Raw genomic sequence first — 17,085 nt, forward strand, 5'->3', positions numbered from 1 at the left:
TGACCGTAATTTAATCGTTATTCAGGTAATTTACCAAACCTTGCAATTGTAAACCCTGCACCTGGGCAACGATGGGGGCCAGTTTGGCAAATCCATCCGGGGTAAATCCCTGCACGCGATAGGTGAGCGTAATCTGTGTGCTGGTCTCAGTGGTTGTAAAAGCCCAGTCCAGTGAACCGAATACGCCCATGCCCTGAAGCGGGCCGAGCCCGCCGGTCATTCTGAGCAATTTTTCCGGATCCACAAATACAATTTGCATGTGCTGTGCAGAGCGCTCTTGTGACACTTCGCAGAAACAGCCCCCAGCGTTGGCGTCAAGGGTAAGCTGGCCTTGCTCACCCCACCAGGTGTGGCTTTTTGGCCACCATTTATCGATGTCGTTTATCAGTGCCTGCCAGACAATATCCGCCGGCGCATCAATACTGACTTTGTTTGTCACGATAAAGCCGCTGTCACTCACGGCAACGACCTCTGATTTAGCGATGCAGGTGGCACTTAATAACAACGCGAGGAGAGCAAATAACTTCATGGCGTCAGTTCACAACGAAAGGTGATTAATCAATGAGCTAGGCTAGTATGGAAATTAACCAAACACAAGTTTAAGGTTTGACAGACAAGGGGAATCAGGATTCACTGTAAGAAGAGAAAATAAAGAAGAACATTGTTATGACCTGGGAGCGGTTACCTGCCACACAGCTCACCCCCAATATTAATCGTCGGGCCATTAATCAGGCGCTTAAGGACGATGCCGCATTAAATTCAACCTTTATTGGTCAGGAGCGCGCCCGCGAAGCGCTGACCTTTGGGTTGAATATTGATTCTACCGGTTACAACCTGTATGTCATGGGTGAACATGCCACAGGCCGCTTTACGCTGGTAAAAGAGTATATTGAACGGCATGTCAGCAAACTGGCTACACCGGATGACTGGTGTTTTATTAATAATTTCGAAGAAGAACGTGAACCGCTGGTTTTACGGATGCATCCGGGCGGTGCCCGGGAGTTTGCCAAGGACATGGCCAATCTGGTTGACGAGCTACTCGATACGTTTCCGGCAGCGTTTGATAACCCGGGTTATCAACGTAAAAAGGCGGCCATTGCCAGGCACTTTGAACAAAAATACGATGAAGCCATTAACAGCGTAGAACGTTTTGCTCAGGCTAATTCGGTTGCCATGCACGAAGAGCAGGGCACGGTAAGCTTTGCGCCCATAGTGAACAATAAACCCATTGATGACAGTGACTTTGCACTGCTTTCAGAACAGCAGCGGGAAGGGTTTTACAAGCTGATAGTGGAACTTGAAAACCGGCTCAGTGAGAGCCTGTTGTCACTCCCCGTGTGGAAGCGCGAAAACTCAGAACAGTTACGTAAATTAAACAGTGATACGGCCGAGCACGGCATCAGACCCTTACTTAAAGAGCTGGAGCATAAGTATGCCGGCGATCTGGGCGTGTTAAAACACCTCAGGCAGTTAAAGTCTCATTTAATTGAAGCGGTGGTGGCATTTTTAGTTGAGGATCCCAAAGCGGAAAAACTTGATGAACGGGATCGCCGGGAGATACTGGAAGAACATTTTCTGCCCAATGTCATTTGTGCCCATAGTCTGGATGGCGGTGCACCGGTTGTGTATGAGCCAAACCCCACGTATCAGAATTTGTTTGGCTTAATTGAATACACTCACCTTGGTGGGGCGATGTATACCAACTATAAAATGATCCGGCCAGGAGCACTTCACAAGGCTAACGGCGGCTATTTATTGCTCGACGCCGACCAGCTGTTACATCAGCCTTACGTTTGGGAAGCACTGAAGCTGGCCGTAAAGTTTGGCAAATTAAAGATGGATTTACCTCAACAGGATGTGGGGATGGCCAGCGCGATGACGCTGATGCCACAGGCGATTGATTTAAAAGTAAAGGTAATCCTGATGGGGTCCCGGGATCTTTACTACACGCTGCAGGATTACGACTCCGAGTTTAACGAACTATTCCGGGTGCTGGTCGATTTTGATCATGAGATCAGTGCCACCCGGCAAAACTTATTTGATTTTGTTGGCCGGGTGCGTAAAAAAATCAGTCAGCTGGGCCTGTCTGGTATTACCCAACCGGCTATGTATCGCCTGGTAGAGTATTCGCTGCGGATGGCCGAACATCAGGAAAAGCTCTCTGCGCATTTTGCTGATGTGATCGAATTACTTAACGAAGCCCATTATTTCTGTGCCAAAGTAGGTGATACGCAAATTGACCTGAGCCATTTAAATTCGGCATTGATGGCCAAAAAGCGCCGTACTGGCCGGGTCAGCACTTCATTACTGAACGATATCAAGGAAGGTCAGGTCCTCATTGCTACACACGGCAAAGCTATCGGTAAAGTGAATGGCCTGACGGTAATGGATATTGGTGACACGGCTTTTGGTACGCCGGCCCGCATTACCGCAACCGTTTATGCCGGCGCGAATGGCGTAGTGGATATTGAAAGGGAAGTGGAGCTGGGTCAGCCTATTCACTCTAAAGGGGTGATGCTGTTAACCGGCTATCTTGGTAATAAATATGCCCAGTCTTTCCCGCTTACCGTGTCGGCTAATATTGCGCTGGAGCAATCTTATGGGCATATCGATGGTGACAGTGCTTCATTAGGCGAACTGGTGGCACTGATTTCCGCTATTATCGATATTCCTGCCCGCCAGTCGCTGGCCATCACCGGTTCGATTAATCAGTATGGTGAAGTGCAGGCAGTAGGCGGTGTGAATGAAAAAATTGAAGGCTTTTTTGATGTTTGTCAGCACCGGGGACTAAACGGTGAACAAGGAGTGATTATTCCTAAATCCAATGTCCGCCATCTGGTGTTAGATAAAGCGGTCGTGGACGCAGTGAAAAAAGGCCAGTTTGCTATATACAGTGTGGAAACTGTTGACGACGCACTGGAATTGCTGATGGAAAAAGAAGCAGGGGCATTGTCAAGTCGTGGTCGTTATCCGAAAAATACCATTAACGACCTGGCAGTTAAGCGATTGTATCAAATTGCCTGTACGGTTAATGGCGGTGAGGAGTAACCCGGCTAAGGTGCAACGGGCTGATCAGCAGCCCGCACACCGGTATGCCAAAGGCCGTTATTTAGGCTGCATGCGCAACGCGCCATCCAGGCGGATGGTCTCGCCGTTTATATAACTGTTCTGACAAATATGTTGTGCCAGTTGGGCAAATTCACCGGGACTACCAAGGCGAGCCGGGAACGGGACGTTAGCGCCCAGTGCGTCCTGCACGGGTTGAGGCATAGCCGTCAGCAACGGGGTAGCCATGACACCGGGTGCAATACTGTTTACCCGAATTCCCAACGCCGCCAGATCTCTGGCCATAGGCAACGTTAACCCTATTATTGCCGCTTTACTTGCTGCGTAAGCTGTTTGGCCAATTTGCCCTTCATAACCGGCAATAGAAGCGGTATTAATGATCACCCCGCGTTCGCCGGTATCGGCATCCGGCGTATTTTCAGCCATTTTTGCCGCTGCCAGTCGGGCCACGTTATAGGTGCCGCTAAGATTAATGGCCATGGTCTGATTAAAGCGTTCAAGACTGGCTGGCTCACCGACCTTGTTAAGCAGCCGTTCGGCAGGCGCAATACCAGCACAGTTAATACAAAAGTGAACGGCACCAAAGGCGTTTACTGCACTGTCCAGTGCCGCTGAAATAGCCGCTTCACTGGTGACATCCGCGTTAACGAATAACGCTTTGTCTGGACCTATTGCAGTTTGTTGTGCAGCACCGGCCTCACTATTTATATCTATCAACACAACGTTGGCACCTGCGGATACCAGTTGTTTGGCCACAGCCAGGCCCAGCCCTGAACACCCACCGGTGATCACAGCTGTTTGATTGGCTATCTGCATTTCGACTCCGAATGTTGTTAGTAAAATGTTAACTGCATTTTACCTAACGTTTACGGAAAGGGAATGTATGAGAGGGTGAAGCGGTAACTTATTTTGGCAACTGAATTTTACACTCGTCGCTGGGACGATACAAAATCAGGGTGTGACCAATGACCTGAAGCTTTTCGCTGTTGGTTTCACGAATAATGGCATCCATGATCAGTGATTTTTCCTCACGATCGTCGGTCGGTACTTTTACCTTGATTAATTCGTGATGATTGAGGGCGTTGTCAATTTCAGCCAGAACGCCTTCGGTTAAGCCATTGCCGCCAAGCTGGACAACGGGTTTTAATGGGTGGGCTAACCCTTTAAGGAATTGCTTTTGTTTATTTGAAAGTTTCATTATTCAGTTTTTCTTACAATTTAAGTGCAAAGTCTGTCTTGAAAAAACGTATTCTAACGCCATCTCGACTACAATCCTAACGAGATTGTGCGGTAAAGACAAAAAAGACGCTTCCGGCAGTACCAATGGTTGAATAATTGAACATGTAGCCTGGTTATGTGTTTATCAAGCCTGAAGGTAAACCGGGGTGGATAAAAACTTTTCACGATCAAATTGACCACAATAAGTGGCTGAGCCGTAATAACAGGGTGAGCAAGTCAGCAAGATCTGACTGCAATGCTGACGAAGAGCGGACAGTTAGTTACCTGGCCAACTGAGCGATGAGGGTTTTTTACCAGGCATGGATTCAGCGCGACAATGGGTTGGAACCTGGCAGCAAATTTGCAGTCTTATGCGTTGTATGAGGAGAGAGTTAAAATGGTTTTTTCAGCGTTACCAGTACAAAGTTTAAACCGTTGCAATACGCGTAGTGGATCTCCCCGGAGCGCGTTGTAGAGAAGCGTATTAGGTAGCAAGCGTCTATAAAGTATAGTAGGCTTAGGTATCGCGTTTTTGAGACACTCACCGGTAGTTTTTAGTGGCGCAATTTGGCGTCACACTGGGACCGGATGATTTTTACAGAGGTTAGTAGCATTGAGCGACATGGCAAAAAACTTAATCTTGTGGTTGGTGATCGCAGTAGTTTTAATGGCGGTTTTCCAGAGTTTTTCTCCCAGCGAATCCGGCCGGGCACAAACTGACTACACCACATTCCTAAAAGAAGTAAAGCAGGGCACGATTCGTGAAGTGCGCATTAGTAACGAAACTAATGAAATTCGTGGTGTAAAGCGTTCCGGTGAGACCTTTAAAACGGTTGTGCCTTACTTTGACGATCAGTTAATTTCTGACCTGGTCAAACAAGACGTGCGTGTTTACGGTGAACCACCAGAGCAACCGTCAATTCTGACGTCCATATTCATTTCGTGGTTCCCAATGCTGCTGTTAATTGCGGTTTGGATATTCTTCATGCGACAAATGCAGGGTGGCGGTGGCCGCGGGGCTATGTCATTTGGCAAGAGTAAAGCGCGTTTGCTTAGCGAAGATCAAATCAAAACCACGTTTGCCGATGTGGCCGGTTGTGACGAAGCGAAAGAAGACGTGTCTGAGTTGGTGGATTTCCTGCGTGATCCTTCTAAATTCCAGAAACTCGGCGGCAAAATTCCTAAAGGCGTGCTAATGGTTGGTCCTCCCGGGACCGGTAAAACCCTGTTAGCGAAAGCCATTGCTGGTGAAGCAAAAGTACCGTTCTTCACCATATCCGGTTCCGACTTCGTTGAAATGTTTGTTGGGGTTGGTGCCTCACGGGTTCGTGACATGTTTGAACAAGCCCGCAAAGCAGCGCCTTGTATCATTTTTATTGATGAAATTGACGCCGTAGGTCGCCAGCGTGGTGCAGGTCTGGGTGGCGGTCACGACGAACGCGAACAGACACTCAACCAAATGCTGGTTGAAATGGATGGGTTTGAAGGTCACGAGGGCATTATTGTTATTGCCGCAACGAACCGCCCTGACGTACTGGATCCGGCTCTGCTGCGTCCTGGACGTTTTGACCGTCAGGTGGTCGTTGGTCTGCCGGATATTCGCGGCCGTGAACAAATTCTGAAAGTTCACGTACGCAAAGTACCTATTGCCGATGACGTTGAGCCTTCAGTGATTGCCCGTGGCACGCCAGGTTTCTCTGGTGCTGATCTGGCAAACCTGGTGAATGAGGCGGCATTATTCGCAGCCCGTGCCAACCGTCGACTGGTGTCAATGGAAGAGTTTGAAAAAGCCAAAGACAAAATCATGATGGGCTCTGAGCGTAAGTCAATCGTGATGTCTGAAGAAGAGAAAACCATGACGGCCTACCACGAAGCGGGTCACGCCATCGTTGGGCGCATGGTGCCAGAACACGATCCGGTTTACAAAGTATCGATTATTCCGCGCGGCCGTGCACTGGGTGTAACCATGTACCTGCCGGAGCAGGATCGGGTTAGCCACACCAAGCAACATCTTGAAAGTATGATTTCAAGCCTGTTTGGCGGACGTCTGGCCGAGCAAATCATTTATGGTTCGGAAAAAGTGACTACCGGTGCGTCTAATGATATCGAGCGGGCCACTGACATCGCCAGAAAGATGGTGACGCAGTGGGGACTGTCCGACAAGATGGGTCCAATGCTTTATGCCGAAGAAGAAGGCGAAGTGTTCCTGGGTAAATCTATGTCGAAAGCATCGAGTATGTCTGACGACACTGCCCGTGCAATTGATGCGGAAATTAAGTCCGTCATTGACCGCAACTATGACCGTGCTCAGAGCATCCTGGAAGAAAATATCGATATCCTGCATTCAATGAAAGATGCACTCATGAAGTATGAGACGATTGATGCCAAACAGATTGATGATCTGATGGCACGTCGTGATGTGCGGGCGCCAGCCGGTTGGGACGACCGTCCATCAAGTGGCGATAAGCCAAGTGGTGGTACCCCCAGCAAGGAAGGTGAAATTACCGACGACGGCGTAGACAAATCGTCAGTGGGTAAACCTGGTGACCTGCCGGGCTAAGCCCAGGCCAATTAAATAAAAGCGCCGGCAGTCCCGGCGCTTTTTTGTATTTACTCTGACATATTATCCGCTATGCAAATCAGATCGATAACATTATCTACCTCTCAACCCCAGGTGATGGGGATCCTCAATGTGACGCCGGACTCGTTTTCTGATGGTGGTCAACATAATAGTTTACAGGCCGCGCTCGAACAGGCCAGGGCGATGGAACAAGCCGGCGCAACCATTATTGATATCGGCGGCGAGTCAACCAGGCCCGGCGCCCCGGATGTTAGCCTGGAACAAGAGTTAGAGCGCGTTGTGCCGGTTGTTGAAGCACTGCGGGCACAATCTGATATTGTGATATCAATTGACACCAGTAAAGCGCTGGTTATGCGTGAAGCGCTGGCCGCAGGCGGTGACCTGATTAACGACGTGCGGGCATTACAGGAGCCAGGTTGTCGGGAAGTTGTGGCTAAATTCGGCGTGCCCGTCTGTCTGATGCACATGCAGGGGCAGCCGAGAACCATGCAGGCTTCCCCGCAGTACGATGATTTATTTGAAGACATCGACCGGTTTTTTACAGAGCAGATTGCGGCTTGCGAGAAAGTGGGTATCAGCCGGGATAAAATCCTGCTTGACCCCGGGTTTGGCTTCGGTAAAACTCTTGAGCATAACTATCAGTTATTGAACAAACTTGAGCGATTCCACCGGTTTAATATGCCGTTACTGGTGGGCATGTCGCGCAAATCCATGATAGGGAATTTAACCGGTCAGCCCGTGGATAAACGGTTGGCGGGTAGTTTAGCAGTGGCAACCCTTGCGGCACTGAAAGGTGCGCAAATAATAAGAGTACACGACGTCGCCGAGACGGCTGATGTGGTGAAAGTTGCCAGCTTTATTAATGCATTATAATTAGGAACAGTTTGATGGGCGCTAGAAAATATTTTGGTACTGACGGTATCCGCGGCAAAGTGGGCGAGAGCGCGATTAACCCGGAATTTGTGATTAAGTTAGGCTGGGCCGCCGGTAAAGTGCTGGCCGGTCATGGCACCAACAAAGTACTGATTGGTAAAGACACGCGCATTTCCGGTTACATGCTGGAATCGGCACTGGAAGCGGGCTTATCCGCAGCGGGTATCAACAGTGGTCTGCTGGGCCCCATGCCAACGCCAGCCATTGCTTATTTGACGAAAACCTTTCGCTCAGAAGCCGGGATTGTCATTAGTGCGTCGCACAATCCCTATTACGACAATGGCATCAAGTTTTTCTCATCTGATGGCTTTAAGCTCGATGACGATATCGAAATAGCCATTGAAGAAATGATGGATAAACCAATGACTTGCGTGGCGTCAAACAAGCTGGGTAAAGCTACCCGTATTAATGATGCGGCAGGCCGTTACATAGAATATTGTAAAGGTACGTTTCCTTCCGAATTGTCACTGCAGGGGTTGAAAGTCGTGGTGGACTGCGCCCATGGTGCAACCTATCACATTGCGCCGAATGTGCTTGCTGAACTAGGGGCGGAAGTGATTGAACTTGGCACCAAACCGAACGGACTGAATATTAACGAAGGTGTTGGCGCCACCAGTATGCGTTCTACGGTTGAGGCAGTGCTGGAGCACAACGCAGATTTGGGCTTCGCGCTGGATGGGGATGGCGATCGTATAATGATGGTAGACCACCTGGGTAATGTCATTGATGGCGACCAGGTACTCTTCATTATTGCCCGGGATGCATTGAAGAGCGGGCGGCTTAATGGCGGCGGCGTGGTAGGGACTCTGATGAGTAACCTCGGTCTTGAGCTGGCTCTGAATAAGCTTGGTGTTCCTTTTGAGCGCTCTAAAGTTGGCGACCGTTATGTAATGGAATTACTGCAGCAGAAAAACTGGACCATCGGTGGTGAAAATTCAGGTCACGTACTTAACCTTAACCTGGCCTCAACCGGTGATGGTATTATTGCCGGTTTACAGGTTATTTCAGCCATGTTGCGTGCCAATATGACACTACACGACCTTGCCGGTGGTTTTGATAAATTTCCGCAAACCCTGGTCAACGTACGTTTTGAAAATCCGGAAAGTGATCCGCTAAACAGTGATGAAGTGCTGACCGCCAAAGCAGAAGCGGAAACCGCGCTGGGTAAACAGGGGCGCGTATTACTGCGCAAGAGTGGTACTGAACCCTTAATTCGGGTTATGGTTGAGTCTGATGACGAACTGGCTTCTACGACCTGGGCGGAGAAAATCGCTGATGCTGTTCGTAATGTGTCCAGTTAGTCTGTTTTAGCTCAATATTTTACGGTTTTTTACTTGTATAATCGTAAGGGAATAGTTAATATCACGCCCGCTTTGACGCCGGGATGAAGTCAAACACAGTTGGAAGACGATACATGAGAAAGCCAATCGTAGCTGGAAACTGGAAGATGAACGGCAGCCGTTCATTGGTCAATGAATTTTCAACACTGATGGATGGTGTTGACAGTACGGCAGTGCAGGTCATCGTTTGTCCGCCAGCTTGCTATCTTGGTGAGTTTAGTGGCGTTGATTTCGCGCTGGGTGGTCAAACCCTGAGTGAGCTTGATAATGGCGCTCACACTGGTGACATCTCTGCGCAAATGTTGCTTGAAGTTGGTTGTCAGTATGTGATTGTTGGTCACTCTGAACGACGTGATGACCATGGCGAGTCAAGCGAACTGGTTGCTCAAAAAGCAGCAAAAGCCATTGCCAGTGGCCTGATACCTATTATTTGTATTGGTGAATCATTGGCAACCCGCGAGAGCGGTGAGCTGGAGAGCTTTTTAGCGGCTCAGATGGACGCCTTAACGGCGTTAATGACAGCTGAACAGTTGCAACAGGCGGTAATAGCCTATGAGCCAATTTGGGCAATAGGCACCGGTGTTACAGCAACACCAGAGCAGGCACAAGAAGTTCATGCGTTTATTCGCAGCCATCTGGCAAACTTCGACAAGCCGCTGGCTTCGATGATGCAAATCCTTTATGGTGGCAGCGTTAAAGCATCGAATGCGAAAGAATTATTTGCTCAGCCGGATATCGACGGTGGTTTGATTGGCGGAGCAAGCCTGAAAGTAGAAGAATTTAGACAAGTTTGCCAGGCGGCAGGCTAACGAGGATAGAAAATGATTTATCAAGTGCTTTTGGTTGCATACCTGGTTGTAGCACTGCTGTTAATCGGCTTTGTGTTGATTCAACAGGGTAAAGGTGCCGACATGGGCGCATCATTTGGTGCCGGTGGTTCAAACACCGTATTCGGTTCCGGCGGTTCAGGTAACTTTATGACCCGCACCACAGGTATTTTAGCGACGTTGTTCTTTGTTATCAGTCTGGTACTGGGAAGCATCACAGCCAAGCGTGAACAAGCACCTGATGAGTGGGAAAACCTGGAAGTTCCTGCAACCCAGCAGGCTGCGCCATCAGACACTGATGTGCCGGCTGTACCGGTAGAAGAACCTGCGGGTGATACGCCTAACTAAGGGCGAAAGAAACGATTTTGCGGAAGTGGTGGAATTGGTAGACACGCCATCTTGAGGGGGTGGTGGCTTCGGCCGTGCGGGTTCAAGTCCCGCTTTCCGCACCAAATAAAAAAACCACCCAACTGGGTGGTTTTTTTATGTCTGAAGCGTAATCAAACAACGGATGAAGCTAATGAATTCCACGGTGATGTTTGTGCTTGCCGTACTACTGCCGCCACTGGCGGTATACTTAACCTCTGGCCCTGGAAACCGATTCTGGCTGAACCTGGTGCTGACAATGCTCGGCTTTGTACCAGGTGTTCTGCATGCTTTGTATACGGTGATTATAAGTCGTCAGGTTTAAGCTGAATCGCTGTGTGCACGCCATACAAAGCGTGACAGTATAACCAACAGGCAAACCGAGATGAGCAGTAATACGAGTCCCGCCATCAGTATCCCGTAGCTGCTTTTTTGCAGCGGTGACAGCAGCAGATACAGCTGCGTAATCACCGGGATGGTTACCATTAAATACGTTGCCAGTTTCAGAATCTTCATCTTTACTATTCGCTTAAGCCAGTTCGCTCATTTCTTCACGGTAAGCTTCGCCGAGGTCTTTTTTCTGTTTTTCCTTAAGAATACGACCGGCAATCTGGAAGAATTCCTGCTCTTCGTCATCAAGGTGATGCTCAACCTGTTCTTTTAACTGTTTTAAAAAACGTAACCAGGCCGGTGAGCTAAACTCGGTGTCGTCAAGCTTTTCAACCAGCTCGTCGATTTCATGGTGCTCAGCAATGCCGTGACGGGATAATTCAACCGCGTTATCGTCTTCCATTAATGGCATATAAAAATGGCGTTCTTCTGCCGTGGCGTGACGTTCCAGTTGATCTTTAAGTTCATCAAAATACTCCCGACGTGCCGCGGTATCACCGTGGGTCTCCACCAGAATTTTGAGTAATAAACGTTGTTTTTCATGATCCTGACGCAAGGCTTCAAAAATTGTCATAAGACGCTCCTGTTTAAACTAATTTGAGTAAGTAAGGTTATTACAGGTTAGATTTGCAAAACTCGCGCCTTTATTTAAGCTTCTGATTTTATTGTCTATTAGTGGTTTTTATTCGCGGGGAGGGGAGTGTCAAGGGTAATATTTACCCTTGATGATGTAATCTGGAAACGTTATTCGCTGACGCTATAATTTTCATCAAAACGTTTAGCATCGGCCAATATGTTGAGGCTTCTGGCCTGACATTTAACCGTGATCTGGCGGGAGGTGTAGGTCTCTCCGTCAATGACATAGGTCTGTTCTTGTGGCAGGTCAATACTGACGTGACGGGCCCGTTTGTGATGGATGATTTGCGAAGACTGTTTGGACTGTTTATTGCCGAACACAAGTTCAGCTACGGTAAACAGCGGCATATCGTCTTCAGTAGGGGTCAGCCAGGTAATGTCCAGCTCACCGTCGGTCATATCAGGGAGGTCGCCGCCCTGGGCCAGTGCAGTACTTAACGGTGCCGCGTTGGCAATAACGAATGACGGCGTGTTTAACTCAAAGGTTTCATCGTCAATGGTGACGGTCAGTTTCTGCGGGCTGCTGGTATTCATTGCCTTCCAAAGTCCTTCCAGGTAGGCCATTTGACCGCCGTTATTTTTTTCTTCGCGGTCGGCATGTTCTATCATCTGAGATTCAAAGCCAATGGCAGAGACCAGTAACATCAGTTTACCGTTACATTCGGCCGTATCGACTGGCGTGTACTGTTGCTCACAAATTACTTCACAGGCGCGGGTAATTGGGGTGAGTTTACTGCGCAGACCATAAACAATCTGACTAAGAGCATTCGCCGTACCGAGTGGAATAATGCCAAGCACTTTTTCATGCTCACGGGTTACCGTTGCCACTTCGGTAACCGTGCCATCACCGCCGCAGGCAATCAGAATTTCGTTGCCAGCAGAAATGGCCTGGCGGGCCTGCCAGGTAGCGTCGAGTTCCGGTGTGGTCTCATAAATAGTGACTCTGAACTGACCGTTCAGGTGCGACAGAATTTCATTTTTATATTCAGCCCACTTACCACCGCCTGCTACAGGGTTTGCGATCAGTGCCAGCTGAGTATTAAGTTTTAAGCGTCCGCGCTGTTTCACGGCCGACAGGCTCTTTAGCTGTCGCTTGTTCAGCCGCGCGGTGGCGCGTACAGATTGAATTTTATTCATCACATCAACAATGGACAGCGTATCGTTTCTGGCCAGCAGGTAGGCGGCCATTACCAGCACAGAGCGTCCTCTTCCTAATGCGCAATGAACCAGCACTTTACGGCCATCCCGAATGTGCTGATCAATCCAGTTTAGTGTCAGGTGAAGTTGCTCAATGGTTGGGCTGGTATGGTCGAGTACCGGAATGTTGAGGTAGTCCACATCATAGCGGTAACTGGTCCAGTCAAGGCTGTCGAACTCAGCGGTAACGTCAAGGATGCAGTCAATACCCTGGCTTTTGAGTTTTTCAATGTCGCTACTAACCAGTCGGGTCCCGAGATACAGCTGGTCTTCTATTTTCTGGATATTAGGCACCTTGTCGGTTTTTCGCGCATAATAGTTATAGGCCTGTGCCCCCAGCAGAAAAGGAATAAACAACCAGCGAACATACCACGGAATTCGGCCATCAGCCCGTTTTCTGAATAGTTCTGGGTAGTGGCTGAGGTAGGCCACGCATACTGCAAATAAGGAAGCTGCTGTCCAAATCACCGGCACGTTTATCCACCAGTAGGGTACAAATGCCGCGACGACACAAAGTAAAATGCCAGCCAACAGGTAATACTTCACCATCTTCATTGGATATTCTCTCCCTTTAGTGAACCCACAAACGTCAGCGCCGTATCAGTTACAGCTATTTAATTAAAGCTGAATGAATACAAATATTGTGCCGGGCGCCAGGTAAAGAGAGGTTACTAATTGTTTAAGTTAATTAATTTCATTGGATTTCAGGCTTGTTGGTGGCTGCTTATTTTATTTGAGGATCAGTATTGGTGGGCGGTTGCCGGGCTGCTTGTTGCTCATGTCTTTTTCGTTCGGTCGTCTGCTGTGGAACTGGCAGTTGTGGCAGTGGTGGCGCTAGCAGGTGTAGTTATTGATAGCCTGCTAGCTTTGTCTGGTGTGTATATTTTTTCCGGCGCCGGGCAATTCTTACCGATCCCAATGTGGTTGATTGTGTTGTGGCTGGCTTTTGCTTCCACTATCAGGCACAGCCTGGCTTATCTCAGTGAACATTATGTACTGGCGGCTTTCCTCGGGGCCGTGGGCGGTACACTAAGTTATATCGGTGGTATGAAGCTTGGGGCGGTGGCTTTTGGCCACGGGTTTTATGCCACGGTGATCCTGCTTGGCGGTATTTGGGCATGCCTTATGCCTGTGATCTTTTTGCTGAGCCAACGCGTTGAAGCCGTAACCGAACGGCTTATTGGCAATGACACATTCCAAATCACAAAGGAGAAGTTATGACACCCTTGTCGATGGTAACAGGAGGCAACCGTGGGATCGGTTTTGCGATTGCCGCAGGATTACTCAAGCTGGGTCATAAGGTATTACTGGTCGCCCGGGACGAAGAAGATGCAGAGCAAGCCTGCGCTGAACTCAATGGCGATGTGCATCCCATCGTTATGGATATCACCGCGCAAGCCGGTATGGAAGATGCGCTGACCCGCGCTGTTGCAGTTTACGGTAACGTGGATATCTTAATTAACAATGCCGGCGTTATGCACAGCGATGAACTCGCTGATCTGGACCCGGGTGACTGGCAAATGGCCTTTGATGTGCATGTAAAAGGGCCAGCTGCGCTCACCAAAGCATTGTTGCCGGCAATGTTAGATAATAACTATGGCAGGATCATCAATGTTTCAAGCGGCTACGGAAGCTTTGCAGAAAAGCTCCAGGGTCCTCCCGCTTATGCTGTGTCTAAAGCAGCGCTTAATGCACTGACTGTGAAAACAGCGGCCTCAGTGCCCACGGGCAAAAACGTTAAGGTGAATGCTATGTGCCCTGGCTGGGTACATACGCGGATGGGCGGTTCGAGTGCGCCCCTGTCACCCGAGGAAGGCGCTGATACGGCTATCTGGCTGGCCAGTCTGGATGAAGACAGCCCCCATGGCATGTTCTTCAGAAAGCGTAAACCTATCTCCTGGTAAACCTGCTTTGCCAGTGTGAATATTTTTCACACTGGCAGGTATTTCTGCCTGTCTGCGGTAACGAAATTGTGGTCCTCAGCTCTTTTATTGTTTCTATATTTTTGAAAAATAAAGATTAATTGATATTTTTTGAATTGGCGTCAGGTTTGCATTATGGGTTGCAAGTACCAACCCATAATGCAAAGCCGAAGGTGGAAATGACCTGGCAGTTTTGAAAGGAGAAATATCAGTGAGTGAGACTTTAGCAATGTCTGTCAGTGCAGGCAGCCATGAAAGCCCAGTGGTTACTCAGGAGCATTATCAGCCATCGATCGTTTCCGTGGGTGTGGTGCTGTATGAATGGAATGAGGCGGTACGACAGCGAGTTCATCGTCTGGGCGCGCAACTTGGCAACAGTGGACTCAAAATTCAATTACTCACGCACTCCGATATTGTCAGAAAAGAGGATAAATCCAAAGGCCTTGACGGTTTGATTTTTCAACTGCCGCCTGACGCTGCCAGTCCACTGGCGAAACGATTTGAAATGATTTTCAGCCATTGCCAGCAGGAATTATTGACCGAATGTGATGTTGCGGCGGCTTTCAGCGTTACTGAAGAAGGCGCGTTTTCAAACATTGAACTGGCCATGCGGGTGAGCTTTGCCGCTCACGGGGCTGATTGCCAGTGGCTCGGTCTTGAATATTCAACTGCTGAGTCGGCTACTTTTCAGTCCTGGTGTGAAGGCATTGCCGTTTCAGTACGTCAGTCTGCGAGCAAACTGGCAACACTTGCTGCGTAGATGGTAAAGAACACTAATATTTAGACCCGTAACAAAAATGTCATGAATTGAGCAGAGATGTTGATTCAATTCGCTAGTCGATGTTTTTAATGCTTAGCCGGTATAAGTACCGTAAGTTAAATAAAAAGTTATTTAAATCAAGGGTTAAAAGTTTCACCTCGACAAATTGCCAGGCATTTCACTGTGACAGGGTTGCGGCCTTGATATGGAGTGCAGATAGCTGTTTTAATGGATTTTACACCCTGCCAACTCCGCCTTCGCCCTTGTAATAAATATTTATGTACGTATAATTAGACCTCTAATTAATATTGATAATCAGTAAACGACAAAAATACAAAGGCACTCTTTTTCTATGGCGTTTGAAAGTTACATCTCTTTAGCAATCTATTTTGCAGTCATGCTGGGTATTGGATTGTTTGCATACAAGCAGTCTACCAGTGACATTTCCGGGTACATTCTGGGCGGTCGTCAGGTTAGTCCGCATGTTACCGCATTGTCTGCCGGTGCATCCGATATGAGCGGATGGATGCTAATGGGCTTGCCCGGAGCGATGTTTCTAACCGGTTTCGACGCTATGTATATCGCAATTGGTTTGGTGGCCGGTGCGCTGGCGAACTATTTTTTCGTTGCGCCGAAGCTTCGAGTTTACACCGAGGTTGCCGATGACTCGTTAACCATTCCGGAATTTTTTGCCAAACGGTTCGGTCAGTCTAATGCCAGTGTTCGCATGGTGTCGGCTGGTATTATCGTGATGTTCTTTACGCTGTATACGTCAGCGGGCCTGGTGGCCGGCGGTAAATTATTTGAGAGTGCCTTTGGTATGGGCTATCAACTCGGATTGATTATTACGCTGGCGGTAGTCGTATCTTACACTCTGCTGGGCGGGTTTTTGGCGGTCAGCATGACGGACTTTGTGCAAGGCTGCATTATGTTTGTGGCCCTGGTGTTAGTACCGATAGTGGCATTTACGGAGTTTGACAGCCTGGCACAAATGAATAGTGCCGCGCTGGAATCGGTGCCATCGCTGAGTGAATCATGGCAGCAACTGACACTACTGGGGCTGGTTTCCAGTCTGGCATGGGGATTAGGTTATTTTGGTCAGCCACACATCATTGTGCGCTTCATGGCAATTCGTTCAGTTAAGGCCATTGCAACCGCACGTAATATTGGCATGTCATGGATGCTGGTAACAATAATTGGTGCGCTCGGTACGGGCTTCGTAGGCATTGCTTACGCGAACCAGTTTGGTTTGCAGGTAGACGACGCAGAGACTATTTTTATTATTTTCTCTGACATTTTGTTTCACCCGTTAATCAGCGGCTTCTTAATGGCGGCTATCCTGGCGGCGATCATGAGTACTATTTCGTCGCAGTTGCTGGTATCGGCCAGTTCGTTAACCGAAGACATTTACCGGGTTGTGAGTAAAAAAGAAGCGACCCAGCAACAAACGGTTGCTATCGGCCGCTATGGCGTAGCAGGTGTTGCTCTGGTGGCCCTGGTACTGGCATGGGATTCATCGAATAGTATTTTATCGTTGGTCAGTAACGCCTGGGCCGGTTTCGGCGCCGCGTTCGGACCATTAGTACTGTTTTGTTTATATAAGAAAAATTTAACTCATAAAGCTGCTCTGGCGGGAATATTAAGCGGTGCTATTACTGTTTTATTCTGGATATATGCGCCGGTGCTTGAAGGTGGTGCAACACTCAGCAGTGTGGTTTATGAGATTGTCCCCGGCTTTATCATTAGTTCACTGACTATCTGGGGCGTGATTATCTTCAGTGAAGAGCCGCACGAAGAAGTGCAGGCGAAATTTACCGAAACAAATAAAGTTTTAGCAGAATTATCTTAA

Annotated in this window: 17 protein-coding genes and 1 tRNA gene; 12 read left to right on the top strand and 6 right to left on the bottom strand. The window is 48.6% G+C overall.

The window, feature by feature from the left end:
- Positions 1–10: 10 nt before the first annotated feature.
- Positions 11–529 (bottom strand): SRPBCC family protein, encoded by a 519-nt coding sequence (locus AC27IB_RS06885; RefSeq protein WP_487119833.1) that lies wholly within the window; start codon positions 527–529, stop codon positions 11–13.
- Positions 530–666: 137 nt separating this feature from the next.
- Here AC27IB_RS06885 and AC27IB_RS06890 point away from each other — a divergent pair, with 137 nt between their 5' ends.
- Positions 667–3,048, top strand: coding sequence for a Lon protease family protein (locus tag AC27IB_RS06890; protein ID WP_487119835.1), 2,382 nt, complete (start codon positions 667–669; stop codon positions 3,046–3,048).
- A 57-nt stretch (positions 3,049–3,105) separates the two neighbouring features.
- Here the strand turns inward: AC27IB_RS06890 and AC27IB_RS06895 are convergent, their stop codons facing one another.
- On the bottom strand, positions 3,106–3,882 hold the full coding sequence (locus tag AC27IB_RS06895) for an SDR family NAD(P)-dependent oxidoreductase (protein ID WP_487119837.1): 777 nt from the start codon (positions 3,880–3,882) through the stop codon (positions 3,106–3,108).
- A gap of 88 nt (positions 3,883–3,970) precedes the next feature.
- Positions 3,971–4,264, bottom strand: coding sequence for a ribosome assembly RNA-binding protein YhbY (yhbY, locus tag AC27IB_RS06900; RefSeq protein ID WP_296044426.1), 294 nt, complete (start codon positions 4,262–4,264; stop codon positions 3,971–3,973).
- A gap of 633 nt (positions 4,265–4,897) precedes the next feature.
- Between yhbY and ftsH the strand changes: the two genes are divergently transcribed.
- The 7 genes from ftsH (at position 4,898) to AC27IB_RS06935 (ending at position 10,656) form a co-directional block, all read left to right on the top strand.
- A complete protein-coding gene (gene ftsH, locus AC27IB_RS06905; RefSeq protein ID WP_487119839.1) occupies positions 4,898–6,844 on the top strand; it encodes an ATP-dependent zinc metalloprotease FtsH in 1,947 nt (648 codons plus the stop codon).
- Between the two features lie 72 nt (positions 6,845–6,916).
- Complete coding sequence (gene folP / locus AC27IB_RS06910; RefSeq protein ID WP_487119841.1) at positions 6,917–7,738, top strand: dihydropteroate synthase; 822 nt, start codon at positions 6,917–6,919, stop codon at positions 7,736–7,738.
- 14 nt (positions 7,739–7,752) lie between these two features.
- Entirely contained in the window at positions 7,753–9,099 is a 1,347-nt protein-coding gene (gene glmM, locus AC27IB_RS06915; RefSeq protein WP_296044433.1) for a phosphoglucosamine mutase, read from the top strand.
- Positions 9,100–9,212: 113 nt separating this feature from the next.
- Complete coding sequence (gene tpiA / locus AC27IB_RS06920) at positions 9,213–9,947, top strand: triose-phosphate isomerase (RefSeq protein ID WP_296044434.1); 735 nt, start codon at positions 9,213–9,215, stop codon at positions 9,945–9,947.
- Positions 9,948–9,959: 12 nt separating this feature from the next.
- Complete coding sequence (gene secG, locus AC27IB_RS06925; protein WP_487119844.1) at positions 9,960–10,313, top strand: preprotein translocase subunit SecG; 354 nt, start codon at positions 9,960–9,962, stop codon at positions 10,311–10,313.
- 19 nt (positions 10,314–10,332) lie between these two features.
- A tRNA-Leu gene (locus AC27IB_RS06930) sits at positions 10,333–10,417 on the top strand.
- A gap of 68 nt (positions 10,418–10,485) precedes the next feature.
- Positions 10,486–10,656 (top strand): YqaE/Pmp3 family membrane protein, encoded by a 171-nt coding sequence (locus tag AC27IB_RS06935; RefSeq protein ID WP_487119846.1) that lies wholly within the window; start codon positions 10,486–10,488, stop codon positions 10,654–10,656.
- Here AC27IB_RS06935 and AC27IB_RS06940 read toward each other — a convergent pair.
- From AC27IB_RS06940 to AC27IB_RS06950, 3 genes are all read right to left on the bottom strand, one after another.
- Positions 10,653–10,847, bottom strand: a complete 195-nt coding sequence (locus AC27IB_RS06940; protein WP_487119848.1) for a hypothetical protein — start codon at positions 10,845–10,847, stop codon at positions 10,653–10,655. The genes AC27IB_RS06935 and AC27IB_RS06940 overlap by 4 nt on opposite strands.
- A gap of 13 nt (positions 10,848–10,860) precedes the next feature.
- Positions 10,861–11,295: a hemerythrin domain-containing protein gene (locus AC27IB_RS06945; RefSeq protein WP_487119850.1), complete on the bottom strand. Its 435-nt coding sequence runs from the start codon at positions 11,293–11,295 to the stop codon at positions 10,861–10,863.
- A 170-nt stretch (positions 11,296–11,465) separates the two neighbouring features.
- Complete coding sequence (locus tag AC27IB_RS06950) at positions 11,466–13,109, bottom strand: diacylglycerol kinase family protein (protein WP_487119852.1); 1,644 nt, start codon at positions 13,107–13,109, stop codon at positions 11,466–11,468.
- A gap of 120 nt (positions 13,110–13,229) precedes the next feature.
- On the opposite strand from AC27IB_RS06950, the gene AC27IB_RS06955 reads away from it, so the two are divergent.
- From AC27IB_RS06955 to putP, 4 genes are all read left to right on the top strand, one after another.
- A complete protein-coding gene (locus AC27IB_RS06955) occupies positions 13,230–13,775 on the top strand; it encodes a DUF2878 domain-containing protein (protein WP_487119854.1) in 546 nt (181 codons plus the stop codon).
- Positions 13,772–14,458 (top strand): SDR family NAD(P)-dependent oxidoreductase, encoded by a 687-nt coding sequence (locus tag AC27IB_RS06960; RefSeq protein WP_487119856.1) that lies wholly within the window; start codon positions 13,772–13,774, stop codon positions 14,456–14,458. The genes AC27IB_RS06955 and AC27IB_RS06960 overlap by 4 nt, the downstream gene beginning before the upstream one ends.
- Before the next feature lie 229 nt (positions 14,459–14,687).
- The gene (locus AC27IB_RS06965) at positions 14,688–15,236 is read left to right on the top strand and encodes a hypothetical protein (protein WP_487119858.1); all 549 of its coding nucleotides are present in this window, start codon (positions 14,688–14,690) and stop codon (positions 15,234–15,236) included.
- Between the two features lie 352 nt (positions 15,237–15,588).
- Positions 15,589–17,085 carry a sodium/proline symporter PutP gene (gene putP, locus AC27IB_RS06970; RefSeq protein ID WP_296050512.1) on the top strand — a complete coding sequence of 499 codons (1,497 nt, stop codon included), beginning with the start codon at positions 15,589–15,591 and terminating at the stop codon, positions 17,083–17,085.

The organism is Alteromonas sp. 4NH20-0104, from assembly GCF_057547795.1.